At 36.6% G+C, this 15,373-nt stretch carries 16 protein-coding genes, 1 tRNA gene and 1 riboswitch; of the genes, 4 read left to right on the top strand and 13 right to left on the bottom strand.

Features of this window, described 5'->3' with window-relative positions:
• Position 1 precedes the first annotated feature (1 nt).
• The 8 genes from D8M05_RS00975 to menC all read right to left on the bottom strand — a co-directional run bounded on the left by D8M05_RS00975 (position 2) and on the right by menC (position 7,446).
• Positions 2-553, bottom strand: a complete 552-nt coding sequence (locus D8M05_RS00975) for a TetR/AcrR family transcriptional regulator (protein ID WP_121127715.1) — start codon at positions 551-553, stop codon at positions 2-4.
• A 198-nt stretch (positions 554-751) separates the two neighbouring features.
• Positions 752-1,369 (bottom strand): 3'-5' exonuclease, encoded by a 618-nt coding sequence (locus tag D8M05_RS00970; protein ID WP_121127713.1) that lies wholly within the window; start codon positions 1,367-1,369, stop codon positions 752-754.
• A 17-nt stretch (positions 1,370-1,386) separates the two neighbouring features.
• Positions 1,387-2,073: a CBS domain-containing protein gene (locus D8M05_RS00965; RefSeq protein WP_121127711.1), complete on the bottom strand. Its 687-nt coding sequence runs from the start codon at positions 2,071-2,073 to the stop codon at positions 1,387-1,389.
• 17 nt (positions 2,074-2,090) lie between these two features.
• Positions 2,091-3,026 (bottom strand): MBL fold metallo-hydrolase, encoded by a 936-nt coding sequence (locus D8M05_RS00960; protein ID WP_121127709.1) that lies wholly within the window; start codon positions 3,024-3,026, stop codon positions 2,091-2,093.
• A 335-nt stretch (positions 3,027-3,361) separates the two neighbouring features.
• Complete coding sequence (locus D8M05_RS00955; RefSeq protein ID WP_121127707.1) at positions 3,362-4,111, bottom strand: amino acid ABC transporter ATP-binding protein; 750 nt, start codon at positions 4,109-4,111, stop codon at positions 3,362-3,364.
• Positions 4,112-4,126: 15 nt separating this feature from the next.
• Complete coding sequence (locus tag D8M05_RS00950) at positions 4,127-4,831, bottom strand: amino acid ABC transporter permease (protein WP_183072668.1); 705 nt, start codon at positions 4,829-4,831, stop codon at positions 4,127-4,129.
• The gene (locus D8M05_RS00945; RefSeq protein ID WP_121127705.1) at positions 4,815-5,648 is read right to left on the bottom strand and encodes an amino acid ABC transporter substrate-binding protein; all 834 of its coding nucleotides are present in this window, start codon (positions 5,646-5,648) and stop codon (positions 4,815-4,817) included. The genes D8M05_RS00950 and D8M05_RS00945 overlap by 17 nt, the downstream gene beginning before the upstream one ends.
• A gap of 679 nt (positions 5,649-6,327) precedes the next feature.
• Positions 6,328-7,446, bottom strand: a complete 1,119-nt coding sequence (gene menC / locus D8M05_RS00940) for an o-succinylbenzoate synthase (protein ID WP_183072667.1) — start codon at positions 7,444-7,446, stop codon at positions 6,328-6,330.
• Between the two features lie 161 nt (positions 7,447-7,607).
• Positions 7,608-7,709: riboswitch (SAM riboswitch) on the top strand.
• 95 nt (positions 7,710-7,804) lie between these two features.
• Here menC and D8M05_RS00935 point away from each other — a divergent pair.
• The 3 genes from D8M05_RS00935 to D8M05_RS00925 all read left to right on the top strand — a co-directional run bounded on the left by D8M05_RS00935 (position 7,805) and on the right by D8M05_RS00925 (position 10,460).
• Positions 7,805-8,569, top strand: coding sequence for an SDR family NAD(P)-dependent oxidoreductase (locus tag D8M05_RS00935; RefSeq protein WP_121127703.1), 765 nt, complete (start codon positions 7,805-7,807; stop codon positions 8,567-8,569).
• Positions 8,570-8,621: 52 nt separating this feature from the next.
• On the top strand, positions 8,622-9,914 hold the full coding sequence (locus D8M05_RS00930) for a Na+/H+ antiporter NhaC family protein (RefSeq protein ID WP_121127701.1): 1,293 nt from the start codon (positions 8,622-8,624) through the stop codon (positions 9,912-9,914).
• Positions 9,915-9,992: 78 nt separating this feature from the next.
• On the top strand, positions 9,993-10,460 hold the full coding sequence (locus D8M05_RS00925; RefSeq protein WP_121127699.1) for an S-ribosylhomocysteine lyase: 468 nt from the start codon (positions 9,993-9,995) through the stop codon (positions 10,458-10,460).
• A gap of 237 nt (positions 10,461-10,697) precedes the next feature.
• Here D8M05_RS00925 and D8M05_RS00920 read toward each other — a convergent pair whose 3' ends face one another.
• From D8M05_RS00920 to proB, 3 genes are read right to left on the bottom strand one after another with little or no spacing between them, the layout of a single operon-like run.
• Positions 10,698-11,120: an OsmC family protein gene (locus tag D8M05_RS00920; RefSeq protein WP_121127697.1), complete on the bottom strand. Its 423-nt coding sequence runs from the start codon at positions 11,118-11,120 to the stop codon at positions 10,698-10,700.
• A gap of 41 nt (positions 11,121-11,161) precedes the next feature.
• The gene (locus D8M05_RS00915; protein WP_121127695.1) at positions 11,162-12,409 is read right to left on the bottom strand and encodes a glutamate-5-semialdehyde dehydrogenase; all 1,248 of its coding nucleotides are present in this window, start codon (positions 12,407-12,409) and stop codon (positions 11,162-11,164) included.
• The gene (gene proB / locus D8M05_RS00910) at positions 12,406-13,524 is read right to left on the bottom strand and encodes a glutamate 5-kinase (protein WP_121127693.1); all 1,119 of its coding nucleotides are present in this window, start codon (positions 13,522-13,524) and stop codon (positions 12,406-12,408) included. The genes D8M05_RS00915 and proB overlap by 4 nt, the downstream gene beginning before the upstream one ends.
• A gap of 391 nt (positions 13,525-13,915) precedes the next feature.
• Between proB and D8M05_RS00905 the strand changes: the two genes are divergently transcribed.
• A complete protein-coding gene (locus D8M05_RS00905) occupies positions 13,916-14,686 on the top strand; it encodes an NRDE family protein (protein WP_121127691.1) in 771 nt (256 codons plus the stop codon).
• Positions 14,687-14,830: 144 nt separating this feature from the next.
• Here D8M05_RS00905 and D8M05_RS00900 read toward each other — a convergent pair whose 3' ends face one another.
• Together D8M05_RS00900 and D8M05_RS00895 are read right to left on the bottom strand one after the other, a co-directional pair.
• Positions 14,831-15,220 carry a hypothetical protein gene (locus D8M05_RS00900; protein WP_121127689.1) on the bottom strand — a complete coding sequence of 130 codons (390 nt, stop codon included), beginning with the start codon at positions 15,218-15,220 and terminating at the stop codon, positions 14,831-14,833.
• Between the two features lie 59 nt (positions 15,221-15,279).
• Positions 15,280-15,352, bottom strand: a tRNA-Lys gene (locus D8M05_RS00895).
• Between the last annotated feature and the right edge of the window lie 21 nt (positions 15,353-15,373).

The raw sequence follows: 15,373 nt of genomic DNA, 5'->3' as shown, positions 1-15,373 counted from the left end.
ATTAGACCAGTCTTAATAATACCTGTGAAATCATTTTTAAAGGCTCACTTGTTTTGTTGGTTAAACAAAGTAATATTCCACCCTCGATTGCAGCCGTCATCGTGACAGCAATGGAATTAGCCGATTCTTCTGATAACCCATCAGATTGTAACTTATTCGAATAAATCCCTTCAATCTTTGTGTAAAGGTTCGAACAGGCAATTCGTACGGCTTCACTAAGTGAACCCATTTCGCTAACGATACTGCTAAATGTATAGCTCGTAATCGTTCCTTCCGTTTCAAATTTTGCAATTAATTTCTCAATCATTGCCTTCATTGCTTCTTTTATTGTAGGATACTGGTCAAATATTTCTTCAATATCCTTCGTAATCACTTCATTCAAAGATCCGAGGCAAGCGATTAGTAGTTCTTCTTTTCCATTCGGAAAGTGGTGATACAACGCCCCTTTTGAAATTTTACAGGCATTAATAATTTCATTTAGTCCAACACCGTTATATCCTTTTTCCTGAAAAAGAGCTGTCGCGATTTCTATTATCTGCGATTTTGTTCCCATCTCCGTAGTACACCTCCACCATACCAAACGGTCTGTTTATTACAATATCAAAAATAATTTCTATAAGTCAACACTTTTTTACCTTATATCAGTAGTGACTTTCACATTTTAGACACATTTATAAGATGTATCCCCTTACAATCAATATTTTTACAAAAAATTAAAAAGCACTACATCCGCAGTGCTTTTTAGACTGTACTATTTCAAATAAATTTTTGTCTTTATACCTGGAGATTTCTTTACTTTTGGCGGCATATATCCATGCTCATAAATTCTTCCTTTTGACATTGAAAGGTTATCTAATACAGTATCAATCGAGTTTGTTTGGTAAACCTCTAATGCTTTCATGAATATTTTTGCTGCGACTCGAGCATCTTCTAATGCATGGTGGTGTTCAAGTTCAAACCCATGATACGCTGCAAGGGTGTTTAATTTATGATTTTCCATATATGGCAAAACTTTTTGGGAAACCTTAACTGTACATAGGTATTCCATTTCAGGATATGGAAGATGGAAATAATCTAGCGTATTGCGAATGACACTCATATCGAAGCTAGCATTATGTGCAACAACGAGGTTGTTCAATAAAAACTTGTTTAATGTTGGCCATAATTCAGTGAAAGTTGGAGCACCAATAATGTCCTGTTCCTCGATCCCATGAATATATGCATTATAAGGATTAAAAGCCATCATCGGATTTATCAAACTATAGAACTCATCAATAATTTCCTTTTCATTTGCTATGACAACACCAATAGCACATGGACTGTACCGCTTTTCATTCGCAGTTTCAAAGTCAATGGATACAAAGTTCATATGTACCCTCCTTTACGTTAAATATTCATAATATCCCAATTTGTAATAATTCCAATTAACTTATCTGTCTGGTTATCATCTGCCGTTATTAATAAGGCTTGCAATCTGTTTCCTTTTCCAATCTGCTCTTTAAAAATCTGCTCCGCTTTATAAACCGATGTTTCACCTGCGATATGCCTATAATTATCGTCTTCTTCATATACCAAAACATCTTTTATTAATGCATCGCGAATTGATGATTCCATATTATTTGAAAGCCAGACGGTTATTCCTTTTTCCGTAATGATTCCCTTAAATTTCTCCCCTTCATAGATAGGGAATTTCGTAAAACCTTTTTGTTCGATAATGGCGAGCGCATTTGTTAAAGGCTCATTCCCCTGAAAGGAGATTACTTTACGTGAAAATAGTGATGCAACACTTCTCGGCTGCGTTATTTCCATTTCTATTTTCTCGATTTTCTCTACAATTGCATCATGTGGTTCTGCTATCGCGTGGTTCATGTCAATTTTATTATGTACAATCGCATTTCTTAATTCTGCAAACTCCAAGAGGTCATCACTATATTTCTTAACAATGGGGTTCGAATTGCGCAGTATCTTTACAGCCTTTGAAAATCCAACATCTTTTTTATTCATTAAAGAAGATTTAATCTCCTTTTCAATTCGATTAAATGTCGTTAGAAAAATCTCTGAGTTCTTATACATATCCATGTCCCCTAATTTCAAGTTGAAGATAACGCACGAAATGTGTTTACACCATCTACTTCCTTACGCTCCACTTTACCAAGCGATTCTAGATATAATAATCTGGTTACTGTTGCCATAAACGAGCTTAATTGTATGATAACATTCAAAGTTCCATATATTTCATGACATATTTCACTTGCATTCTTATAGTCAGTCTTAATGATATCTACAACCTGTTCTAAGCGATGCTGGTGATTTCTACTGATTTCTGATACACGCTCCTCAAATTCTTCAATCACGTCGCCATGACCCGGTAATGCAATATCTGATTGATATTCTTTTATAAGTTCCAATGATTGGAAGTACTCCACTAATGGATTCTGCTCTTCTCCATTCCACAAACCGATTACTGGAGAAATATCCTTCAATATATGGTCACCAACAATCATTACTTTCTGCTCTTTGTTATAAAAACAAAAATGGTCATATGCATGTCCTGGTGTCCAGATTGCTTCAAATAATTCATCACCAAGTTGTATCATTTGGTTTTTTTCAAAAAATTCATCTGGTACAAAATCATAAATTGTTTTATCATCTTTAAAGTTTTTTGGGATTTTTGGTCCACCGTATTTTGTAATTAAATGATTCATTTTCTCATAGGTAAGTTGTTTCCTTATTTCCATTTGCTCATACCCTAATTTAGAAACGACGATAGGGATGCCATGTGTTTCTTGGAACCACCGTGCCAGCCCTAGATGATCTTCATGTGTATGCGTTAGTACTACCTTTTCTATTACTGCCCCTGAATCCAAAAACTTTTGCCAATTTTCAATTGCTTCTCTGTGGTTTATTCCCGTATCAATTACGGTATATCCATTTTTCCCCTTAATTAAATAGCTATTAACGTCTCCCATCCCCGCAGGAAACGTTACAACAAACTTTTCAATTGTATCTGTAATGTTTGATAACATAAACAAATTCCCCTTCTAATTGCCCCTTTTTTAGATAAATCTATATAGTTTATTTTAACTTTACATATTGCAAATGCAAGACATAGGCCTGAAAAATAAAGACTCTTTGCTCCTTTCGTTTCTTTTTATTCAACAGAATGAATATAAGCTATGACGTAAATTATAAAATTCAAATTAAGTGCACGTTGATTTCCGCTCCGGGCAGTACGCTTGCTGGAACGGTAGAGATACACTATCTCAAATTAATTCGTAGTTTTTATCTACTACATATTAAATTTCAAACTATGAAGAAATCAATGAAAATAAAAAAACCAGTTCTATCACTAGAAACTGGTTTAGCTTGGATTTAATATTCTTTGTAAAAATTGCTGAGTTCTTTTTTCTTTCGGTGACTTTAATACTTCTTCTGGTGACCCTTGCTCTACAATATATCCCCCGTCCATAAATAACACTTTGTCAGAAACCTCACCAGCAAATTGTATTTCATGGGTAACAAAGACCATCGTCCAATCCTCTTTCGCAAGGTCTCTTATTACGGTTAAAACTTCTCCAATTAACTCAGGGTCGAGGGCAGAAGTTGGTTCATCGAATAACATTAATTCCGGTTCCATTGCAAGTGCCCTAGCGATACCTACCCGCTGTTGTTGACCACCAGATAATTGATATGGATACAGATTCATTTTATCCTTCAGTCCGACTTTCTCTAATAGGTTTTCAGCTAATTGTTTTACTTCTGCTTTCTTACGCTTTTGAACAATAAGTGGCCCTTCTATTACATTTTCAAATGCCGTTTTATGTGGAAATAGATTATAGGATTGAAACACCATCCCTGACTTCCTTCTTAAACGTAGAATCTCTTGTTTACTTATCTTATTATCAAAGTTTAAGTTAAACCCATCTTGAAATGTAAATATCCCTTTATCAGGGTGTTCCAGCGCATTGATACATCTCAGTAGCGTAGTTTTACCCGAACCAGAGGGACCGATAATGGATAGTACCTCTCCTTTTTCCACTTCTACATCAATATTTTTTAAAACTTCATTCGTACCAAATGATTTAGCTAACCCATTAATACTTAAAAACACAGAAATACCTCCTTTCTATTTAGCCACGTAGCGATCAAAACGTTTTTCTAAGGCAGTCTGAGCTAATGATAAAATAAAGCAAATAACCCAATAAATAAGTGCCGCTTCGATATATAAAAGTAAGAAGTCATACGTTCTCGCCGCGATTTCTTGGGCTTTCCTAAATAATTCAGCAACTAGAATTAAAGAAGCAAGGGAGGTATCCTTCACCAAGCTAATAAAAGAATTCGATAATGGCGGAACCGATACTCTTGCTGCTTGAGGTAGAATAATTCTCTTAAGTGCAGTTGTTTTCGTCATCCCTATTGTAAAGGCAGCTTCCCATTGTCCTTTTGATATGGATAAAATTGATGCACGAATAATTTCTGACGCATACGCTCCAACATTTAGCGTAAATGCAATAATTGCACTAGGAAATGGATCAATGGTCAGACCTAAACTTGGTAGTCCATAGAAGATGATAAATAATTGTACGAGTAATGGTGTTCCCCTGATAGCTGAAACATAAATAACAGCTGGTGCCTGGATAAGCGCCGATTTCGACAGACGCATCATTGCAGTTAATAATGCTACCAATAACCCTAGTACAAAGGATATCAATGTAAGAGGTATGGTATATTTAATCGCACCAGAAATCATTGGAAGAAGGGAATTAACAAATAATTCCCACCCTTCCATATTTGCACTAATGGTATATAACATATTATTTAGATGAAACATCTTCACCAAACCATTCTTGGGAGATTTCCGTTAATGTACCGTCTTCCCTCATTGCTTCCAATTGTTCATTAATTGCATCTATTAATTCTTCATTTCCTTTGTTAAAAATAAAAGCCATTTCTGAAGAATCTTCTGCTTCTGCAACTATTTTTATACTTTCATCACCTTGTTGATTGATATAATCTAATACAGCCAGTTTGTCATTGACCGTTACCTCAGCACGACCCTGCTTAATTAACTCGATTGCCTGAGCTAACCCCTCTACACCAACAACTTCAGCACCATTTTCTTCAGCAATCGTTGTATAATTACTTGTTAATGATTGAGCAGATTGTCTTCCTTCAATATCTTCAAAAGAAGTAATATCGTTAATCTCTGTAGGCACAACTACCACCGCAGATGAATATGTATAAGGAATAGAAAAATCATAGTTTTCCAAACGATCTTCATTAATTCCTACTTGGTTTGCAATCAAGTCGAATCGCTCTGAATTTAACCCTGCAAACATGGAATCCCATTGTGTTTCTTGAAAATCAACTTCTACTCCCATGCGCTTTGCAACTTCTTTAATCACTTCAACATCATAACCAGTCAGCTCACCTTCTTCATTATGGAATGTGAAGGGTGCGTATGTACCCTCTGTTCCAACAGTGAGCACTCCTTCTTCCATTACTTGATCATAAAGGTTCGCCGACTCCCCTGATTCATTTGTCGCAGCATCGTTATCTGTCGTGTCTTCATTCTCTCCACTTGCACCACATGCTGCTAATATAGATATAAAAATCACCGTGAATAATCCTAAAGTAATTTTCTTCATTTAATATACCTCCAGTAATTTTATTGAAATGATAATTATAGCGCTTGTTTTCTTATTCGTAAATTATTTTTAACTAAAACGAATATCTTATTACTAGATTCATCTATTTATATTAGAAGAAACGATAAAAAGAACAGCCACAAAAATTTGCTGTTCGTTTTTTAAGTATGCTCTTTTCGTATTGTTTGTTTTGTTTTCATCCTCGTAGTTTGATATAAAATGCGACGTAAGTGAAAGGTTTTGCTTAATCATACCGTTCCAGAAAGACACTATTATCTTGCTCTACTTTTATTCACTAGAGATTCGCATTTTATTTCTAAGAGAATAGTATGTACAATAAACGTATATTTATTGCTACAACTATACATTAATCAGAAAACCGAAATTAGCGTAGGAAGAATACGAAGACTCCTCGAAAATAAAGAACAATTTTCTTCGTGCGATGTGTCGCTGTCGAAGCATTCCTTGTCCTACGGGAACAGCACGTGTCCGAAGACCCCGCAGCGGTGGTCTTTCCGCGAGGAGGCTCGGGCCGTGCCCGTGGAAAGCGAAGTATTCTGCCGAAGCGATTCCAAGCACGTAACAATCATTAAAGTGAGCGAGAGCTTCACAAAATAACTTTCTTTACTTCGCATTTTATATCTCTTCTGACAAAGACATCAATCTTATAGAATAGCCTTTAAGAAAAATGATATTCCTTTGCCCATTCTGTATATTTATCTAGAACCTTGAAATTAATTTCATATCCAATGCCAGCCTTATCTGGAACTTGGATCATACCATCTTCAACAATAACTTCTGGCTTTATAATATCTTCATACCAATAATTTGAAGAACCTGCTGTATCACCTGGTAATACAAACCCTTGCAAGGTTGTTAGTGCAATATTATGCGCTCTACCAACACCAGCTTCAAGCATTCCGCCGCACCAGACTTCTATCCCGTACTCGTAACAGAAATCATGAATACGTTTCGCTTCTGACAAGCCACCGACACGTCCGATTTTGATATTAATAATTTTCGAGCTTCCTAACTCATGCGCCTTCTTAACATCTTCCAATGAATGAATACTTTCATCCAAACAGATTGGAGTCTTTATTACTGCTTGTAATTTCGCATGGTCCACAATATCATCATGTCCTAAAGGCTGCTCAATCATCATTAAATGTAAATCATCCAACTTTTTCAAGTGCTGAATATCTTCTAGACTGTACGCCGAATTCCCATCGGCCATGATCGGTATATTTGGAAAATACATGCGTACTTCACGTAATAGTTCAACATCTAGGCCTGGTTTAATTTTTAACTTAATTCGTTTATACCCTTCTTCTAAGGAATGTTCGATTTTATGTATTAATTCTTTCATCGTTGGTTGAATTCCAATGCTAATCCCGACATCTATTTGCTTTTTCTCACCACCAAGTGCACAAGCTAAAGAGATATTTTGTCTTTTTGCATATAGATCCCAAACTGCTCCTTCTATTGCGGCCTTTGCCATATTATTTCGTCTTATTGGTTTAAATAATTCAAATACATCGTCAGGATGGTTTATCACATTTTCCTTTAAAATGGGGATTAGAAAGTCTTCTAACATATGTACCGTAGTTTGGGTCGTTTCTTCTGTATACCATGGTGCAGTAAATGCAACAGATTCACCATATCCATGATTGCCATCATAATCGATTGCCTCTATAATATAAAATTCCTTGTCTTGTAAAGTACCGAAACTTGTTGAAAAGGGATTTTTTAATCGCATCTTTACTTTTCTTAATGTAATTTGTTTTATTGGTATCGACATAGGCTGGTCTCCTATTCATTTATACTGATTCGAATATCCAAAGAATACAATTAAACATACGAAATGGCAAACAAGTAAATCAATCGTCTCAGAAAATTTTAATTGACTTTCATATAACTATCATGTATCTTATGAAATAACAATTTCATATACTATGAATTTTCTTATCCAGAGAGGTGGAGGGACTGGCCCTATGAAACCTCGGCAGCGGACTATTATAAGTACTGTGCCAATTCCAGAAGTGTAATACCTGAAGATAAGAAGAGGATCTTATTTTCGTATACACACCTCTTCTTGCTTTTTAGGGAAGAGGTTTTTTATTTGGATAAGAAAACCCACAGAGAGAGGAGGTTAAACCATGTATACCATGGATTTAACAGGAAAAGTTGCAATTGTTACCGGAGGAGGCAATGGTATTGGAAAGGCAATTGTCCATGCATTTTTAGATTGTGGAGCACTGGTAGCTGTTGTAGATTTATCTTTTAATGAAATGACATCTGATGAGCGCTTATTCTATGTGCAAACAGATGTATCTAATCACGAACAGATAGATACAATGATAGAAAGTGTAATAGATTACTTTGGTAGAATAGATATTTTAGTAAATAATGCGGGCATCTCTACCATGGATTATTTTGTTGATATAAAAGAAAAGGACTGGGATAAAACCATGGATGTTAATGCTAAAGGCGTGTATTTATGCACCCAGGCCGTAGCAAAGATTTTAAAACAACAAGCAAGTGGTGGAAAAATCATCAATATATCTTCTCAAGCAGGGAAAAATGGTTATCGTCTGATGGGAAGCTATGTGGCCTCTAAACACGCTGTTTTAGGAATGACAAAAGTAGCTGCACTGGAACTAGCAAAACATAAAATCAATGTTAATGCGGTTTGTCCAGGAATTGTAGAAACAAATATGAAACGAACGGAAAGAACAATCGGTGGTGAACTTAGGGGGCTCGATGCTGAAGCAATTGAAACAGAAGACAACGCACAAATCCCACTAGGTCGAACTGCTGTCCCCGGGGACATTGCAAACGTTGTGGTATTTCTAGCATCGAAATACTCCGACTACATGACTGGACAGGGAATCAATGTCACTGGTGGAATGACAATGAACTAAGAATAGTTTCAGGAACTAAATAAGACAACATTTAAGATCAGGAGGTTTTACATTGACTAATAAGGCAAAACAAGGAAGTTTTTTAGCATTATTTCCTTTAATCATTTTTGTATTACTTTTTATCGGTACGGGCATTATTTCAGGAGATTTTTCAAACATGCCACTGAATGTTGCAGTTATTATTGCATCAGCGATTGCTCTGGCAATGAATAAAAAAGAAAGCTTATCAAATAAAATTGAAGTATTTACAAAAGGTGCTGGTCATCCAAATATTATGTTGATGGCTGTTATCTTTGTCCTAGCAGGAGCTTTTGCTGAAACAGCAAAAGGAATGGGTGCAGTTGATTCAACAGTAAATTTAGGACTATCTTTCATTCCCGGTAACCTTCTAATGGTAGGGCTATTTATTGTTGGCTGTTTCATTTCTATTTCAATGGGAACTTCCATGGGTACAGTTGCTGCTTTGGCACCAATTGGAATAGGAATAGCTGAACAAACAGGCATTCCCATGGCTTTAGCTATGGCTACTGTAATTGGTGGGGCTATGTTCGGTGATAATCTGTCCATGATTTCAGATACAACAATCGCTGCAGTTCGTACACAAAAAACAAAGATGAGCGATAAATTTAAAACAAATTTTAATATCATTTTACCTGGAGCAATAGTTACTGCCATCATTCTTTGGATTGTAACAATGGGAAATGAAGTGAATTCTCTTGGGGACTACCCCTACGATTTAATACAAGTTCTTCCATATCTAGCTGTATTATTAGCTGCATTGTTAGGTGTAAATGTACTCATCGTACTTACCGGAGGAACGATATTCGCTGGGATAATTGGCTTAATTAATGGGTCATACACGATGACAGGATTTGTAAAAGCTATTTCTCAAGGGATAATAAACATGGAAGATATTGCAATTGTAGCTATCTTTATTGGTGGAATAATTGGTATTATTGAACATAATGGTGGCATCCAATGGTTGTTAAATACTGTAACACGTAAAATTAAAACGAAAAAGGGTGCAGAGTTTGGTATCGCTGGATTAGTTAGTGCCGCAGATATTGCTACAGCAAACAATACGATTTCAATCATTATGACTGGACCTTTAGCAAAAAATATCGCCGACGAATATAATATTGATCCAAGAAAATCAGCTAGTATACTTGATATCTTTGCAGGTTGCTGGCAAGGCCTTGTCCCATATGGTGGTCAAATGCTTGCAGCTGCTGGATTAGCTGCAATATCACCTATAAGCATACTACCTTATTCGTTCTATCCAATAACACTAGGAATCTGTGGTATTATTGCGATTCTTATTGGTTTTCCAAAATTTAAAAAGTGAAATACGGTAAGAATTAAGCAGCAAAATATGTTACTATTAAACTAGAATTAAATTTTCAAATAGATTAGGAGTGGGAAAATGGTTAAAAAAATGAACGTTGAAAGCTTTAACCTTGATCATACAAAAGTACAAGCACCATATATTCGCCTTGCTGGTGTTACTGAAGGGGCAAACGGAGATATTATCCATAAATATGACTTACGTTTTAAACAACCAAATAAAGCACATATGGAAATGCCTGCACTTCACTCTTTAGAACATTTAATGGCAGAGTTAATTCGAAATCATCATAATACGGTAGTTGATCTGAGTCCGATGGGATGCCAAACAGGATTCTATTTAACGGTACTTAACCATGACAACTATGAAGAAATTTTAAATACAGTAGAAAACACATTAAATGATGTGTTAGTTGCAGAAGAAGTGCCAGCATGTAATGAAGTACAATGCGGATGGGCTGCAAGTCATAGCTTAGAAGGTGCGAAGGAATTAGCACGTGAAATGCTTGCTAAGAAAGACGAATGGAAGAACGTATTTGGTGAATAAGAAAAAGCGGAAGTGCCCGTTTAGCGAAGCGACTTCTTGATTTACTTCGTGAACTACTTCTTAGATTGGCTACATGCAGCTTTGCGAGGAACGCGACCTCCCCGAATTAACTTGCAACGTGACGAGCAACATCTGATGTTGACTTATCATACAGAGGTGAGGGAAGTCTCGCTAGCAGCACGGGCGCTTGCGCTAGACAATAAAAAGAACGGTGCACTAGCACCGTTCTTTTTATAATTACAAATCAATATTCTCCCCACCATTTAGTGAATAGCTAGCAGTCATTTCTGCATTTAATGAGTGCGCAACAGAGCAATATTTATCCTTAGATAATTTAATCGCTCGAACAACCTTTTCCTCAGGTAGCTCTCCCTCTAAAATATAATGCGTATGAATCGTAGTAAATCGTTTCGGATGATCATCTGCACGTTCAGCTTTTACATCCATATGGAAAGTTGTGGGTTCTAAGCGCATTTTTGTCAAAATAGAAATAATATCAATTCCCGTACATCCTGCAACCGCATTTAGTAATAACTCAGTAGGCCTTGCACCTGTATTTTGTCCCCCTATCGCTTCTGCAGCATCCATTTTAAGTTCATGGCCTGAAGGTGTCTCCCCAGAAAATGCCATTTTTCCATTCCATTTAACGGACAGTTCCATTACTTATCATCCTTTCGTATAATATCTATTTATAACAACGCTTAATTCCTTACTTGCCCGTTTCCTTTGATAAAAAATTTGCTTGAAGTAAGTGTAGGCAACCCCATCGGACCACGTGCATGTAATTTCTGTGTGCTAATGCCAATTTCAGCACCATACCCGAATTCAAAACCATCTGTAAACCTAGTCGACGCATTATGATAAACAGCAGCTGCATCTACAACTTGTTGAAAAAGGTGTGCATGGCTTTCGTCTTCCGTAATAATAGCCTCCGAATGTCTTGTACCATATTCATTAATATGCCTTACAGCTTCTTCTACACTTTCAACCAATTTCACGCTAATCGCTAATCCCAAATATTCTGTTTCCCAGTCCTCTTCTGTAGCCTTCATTGCCTCCTGAAAAACATCGCATATTTTTTCGTCAGCATAAATATCAACATGATGATCAGCTAATGAATTTAAAAGACGCAATCCATGATTTTCAAACCAGTTAGAGTGGATTAACAGAGATTCCACTGCATTACAAACGGAAGGTCGCTGTAACTTTGCATTTAATACAATTTCTTCAACCATTCGCTCGTTCGCTGTTTCATCAATAAAAATATGACAGATTCCTGCCCCAGTTTCGATTACTGGTACAGTTGATTCTTTCACAACCGTTTCAATTAGATTCTTCCCTCCCCTTGGTATGAGTACATCTAAATAAGCATTCAAGCGAAAAAATTCTTTTGCTGTTTCTCTACTTGTATCTTCAATTAATTGTACTGCAAGGGTGGGAATAGCACTCCCTTCAAGTGCTCGGTGAATAGAAGTAACAAGCACAGTATTTGAGTATTTTGCTGAAGAACTTCCCCTAAGTATCACTGAATTTCCTGTTTTAAGCGTTAAAGTAACAGCATCAACCGTCACATTTGGCCTAGCCTCATAAATCATGCCAACAACGCCAATCGGTACACTTCGTTTCTCTATCTTTAACCCATTCTCTTTTTCAATTACTTCCAACGTCTCCCCAACTGGGTCCTTAAGTGATATTACTTGATGTATACCAGCTGCCATAGCTTCAATTCTTTCTTCAGTTAACAAAATACGATCAAGAACGGATTGGGATAAGCCCTTTTCATTCCCTTGCACAATGTCCTTTTGATTCTCCTCTAAAATAGTTACTTTATCTTGAATCAATTGATCAGCGATAAGACGTAATGCTTCGTTTTTTTGTTCCGTTGTTAGTCCTGTCATTTGATAGCCTGCTAGTTGTGCTCTCTTTCCTAATATTTGCACTTCACTCATAGCATTTCCTCCTCTTCCTTTTTAAATTCGACCCATTTATCACGATGAATAACTTCAAATGAAGATGTAGCTTTCGGGATGTCAATTTTTTGCGTTTCCAATGTGTTTTTTAATTCTATAGAAGAACACTTCACCTCACCTTTCCCAAGGAATCCACTTGATCCAATTACTTCTGCAACATCCCCCACCTCAAAGCTTCCAACAACTTTAAAAACGCCTGCAGACAATAAGCTTTTTCCATGATATAAAATTGCCTCCTCTGCTCCTTGATCAATATATACTTTCCCCTGTGTTTCAGAATGTAGAGCAATCCATTGTTTTTTCGTATTAATCGAGTTTAATGACTTGCTTCCGAGGTAGGTTCCGTCACCCTCTCCTTTTAGAACATCAAGCAGTTTCCCTTTGCCCTCTCCTTTTCCAACAAAAATAGGTACACCTAGAGAAAGGGCTGTTTTTGCTGCTAGTAGTTTCGATTTCATCCCACCTGTCCCTACCTTAGAACCAGTCGAATCAGCAGCATGTAGCAATTTAATTGTCACATTCTCAAGATAATCAAATTTTAATGCACTCGGATTTGACCTTGGATTTCCATCATAAATCCCGTTAATGTCTGTCAGAATAATAAGCCGATCTGCATGTACAAAGCCACTTACCAGCGCAGAAAGCATGTCGTTGTCGCCAAATGTAAGCTCATCAACCGAGACCGTATCATTTTCATTAATAATCGGTAAAATCCCCCGCTCCAATAGCTCACTTATGGTAGCAAAAGCATTGCGGTATCTTAAACGATTCGAGAAGTCGGACCTTGTTAATAAAAGGAGTGCAGCATTTATATCATAAGCATGAAGTTTTTCAATGTACGCCTGAATGAGCAAACTTTGCCCAACTGCGGCGGCTGCTTGTTTTCCTTTAAGTGTAACAGGCTTGGATGAATATCCTAATGTCCGGAAGCCCGCAGCAACTGCCCCTGAAGAAACCAGAATAACTTCATGATTTGCTTCCCTTAATGCAGCAAGTGCATGAACATGATCTGCTAGCTTCTCATGATCGATTTCTCCTTTATTATTCGTTAATGAACTACTACCTATCTTAACTACAATGCGTTCTTTAGCCATTTTGATTACTCCTTTTTCCTAAATAAAAAAGCCCAATCGTCCTTTAGTTAAAGGACGAAAGAGCTTCTCTTCCGCGGTACCACCATTTTTGGATAAAAAAATATCCCGCTTTCCTTCTTTAACGCAGAAGATACGCCCATGTTTACATGAGACACTGATGGTAGGTTCAGGAAACGAATGTGACAAAACCTTTCAGCACGCTAGTTTTGCTCTCTTTCACAACGAAATGCCCTTACTATTCCATCATTAACGTTCATTTATTGTTTTCACTATTATAATAGAAAGAATTATTCTGTCAATAGGTAAAATTTCCGAAACGGAAGTTTTATTAAAAAATTTTATCAAATCTGTATTTAAGATATAATGTTCAAAAGGGGGGGAATACAAAACAATGTGCTTAATAAACTTTCATTTTCATGACCATCCAAATTATAAATTAATCATTGCAGCAAACAGAGATGAAGCCTATAAACGTCCGACAGCCAATGCTACTTTTTGGGAGGATGAGCCAAACATATTAGCTGGGCGTGACTTATTACAAATGGGAACATGGCTCGGTGTAACAAAGGGAGGTCGTTTTGCTGCTTTAACCAATTATCGTGACCCAAACCTACCAGAAACAGGTAAGACTTCAAGAGGTGAAATTGTTCGTAGCTTTTTGACAGGAAATACTCCTCCAAAACACTTTTTGAAGGAATTAGCTAGAAATAGAAAGGATTACGCTGGGTTTAATATTTTGCTAGGAAATGCGGATGAATTGTATCATTACAATAACATATTGGATACAATAACGGAGATTACACCTGGAACACACGGATTGAGTAATCACACCCTAAATACACCGTGGCCCAAGGTAGTCAAGGGAAGAAACATGTTACATACATATGTAAAAGAACATCCAAAAATAGAGCCTGAGAAACTTTTCACAATAACTTCAAATGCTGAGCAGGCCCCTGATGAAGCACTACCGGATACAGGAGTTGGAATCGACTTAGAAAGATTACTCTCACCGCTTTTTATTACATCAGAAGAATATGGCACACGTTCATCGACAGTTGTTCTAATCGACAAACATAATCGTGTAACCTTTGTCGAACGAAACTACCATAACGGGGAGTTTAAACAAGAAAATGCCTTTGAATTTATGTTAGACACTGTATAACTAATTTTTATGGGCGCTCATTGACGAGTCATGAGCGGAAAATTTTATTTTATGAGTGTTTATTAAATTTATCATCGATATGCTAATTTTAAAACCAACCTATTGCAAAAACAGCATAAAAAAAACGAGCCAAATGCTCGTTTTTTAGTTATCCGTGAACAGTTTCTTCATAACATATATGATTAATCCTATAATAGAATATACAAAGAATAGCCCTAAAAAGCCCCACAAACCTGCCACAGCATCAGCAAACTCCATATTCCCACGATTCGTAATCGCCTGCTGCAATTCGATTGCAAATACAAGCACTACCATTCCAGTAAATGTAAAAATGAAAGAAATGATGGTTATGCTCAACTTCATTTTTTCTATTAATTTGAAGAAGAAAAATACGACGAAAAAAGTTATCATCCCAATAACACCAATAATCCAGAAATGTAATTCCTTATCGGTCATATGGACTCCAAGTAAATCTATCAATATATCGTGTATATTATTAACAATTTCGGCCAGCATAATAACAATTTCTTTCATTTTCTCCTCCTAAAAAAAGCAAGGATAAGCTATTTAAGCGTATCCTTGCTTTACATGTATGGGACATGTAGGGATCGAACCTACGACCCGCTGATTAAGAGTCAGCTGCTCTACCAACTGAGCTAATGTCCCGTTATTTCCTTCGACTTAAAT

The sequence above is a fragment of the Oceanobacillus bengalensis genome, assembly GCF_003628445.1.
Classification (GTDB): Bacteria; Bacillota; Bacilli; order Bacillales; family Amphibacillaceae; genus Oceanobacillus; species Oceanobacillus bengalensis.
Note: the sequence above shows the minus strand (reverse complement) of the source record. Positions and strands in the feature narration are given on the sequence as shown.

Bases quoted from the DNA above. Each gene is read 5' to 3' on its own strand.
- D8M05_RS00935 (WP_121127703.1), top strand. From the start codon at position 7,805: ATGTATACCATGGATTTAACAGGAAAAGTTGCAATTGTTACCGGAGGA.
- D8M05_RS00900 (WP_121127689.1), bottom strand. From the start codon at position 15,220: ATGAAAGAAATTGTTATTATGCTGGCCGAAATTGTTAATAATATACAC.
- D8M05_RS00920 (WP_121127697.1), bottom strand. From the start codon at position 11,120: ATGGAACTGTCCGTTAAATGGAATGGAAAAATGGCATTTTCTGGGGAG.
- D8M05_RS00950 (WP_183072668.1), bottom strand. From the start codon at position 4,831: ATGTTTCATCTAAATAATATGTTATATACCATTAGTGCAAATATGGAA.
- D8M05_RS00965 (WP_121127711.1), bottom strand. From the start codon at position 2,073: ATGTATAAGAACTCAGAGATTTTTCTAACGACATTTAATCGAATTGAA.
- D8M05_RS00945 (WP_121127705.1), bottom strand. From the start codon at position 5,648: ATGAAGAAAATTACTTTAGGATTATTCACGGTGATTTTTATATCTATA.
- D8M05_RS00960 (WP_121127709.1), bottom strand. From the start codon at position 3,026: ATGTTATCAAACATTACAGATACAATTGAAAAGTTTGTTGTAACGTTT.
- D8M05_RS00915 (WP_121127695.1), bottom strand. From the start codon at position 12,409: ATGAGTGAAGTGCAAATATTAGGAAAGAGAGCACAACTAGCAGGCTAT.
- menC (WP_183072667.1), bottom strand. From the start codon at position 7,446: ATGTCGATACCAATAAAACAAATTACATTAAGAAAAGTAAAGATGCGA.
- D8M05_RS00975 (WP_121127715.1), bottom strand. From the start codon at position 553: ATGGGAACAAAATCGCAGATAATAGAAATCGCGACAGCTCTTTTTCAG.
- D8M05_RS00970 (WP_121127713.1), bottom strand. From the start codon at position 1,369: ATGAACTTTGTATCCATTGACTTTGAAACTGCGAATGAAAAGCGGTAC.
- D8M05_RS00925 (WP_121127699.1), top strand. From the start codon at position 9,993: ATGGTTAAAAAAATGAACGTTGAAAGCTTTAACCTTGATCATACAAAA.
- D8M05_RS00905 (WP_121127691.1), top strand. From the start codon at position 13,916: ATGTGCTTAATAAACTTTCATTTTCATGACCATCCAAATTATAAATTA.
- proB (WP_121127693.1), bottom strand. From the start codon at position 13,524: ATGGCTAAAGAACGCATTGTAGTTAAGATAGGTAGTAGTTCATTAACG.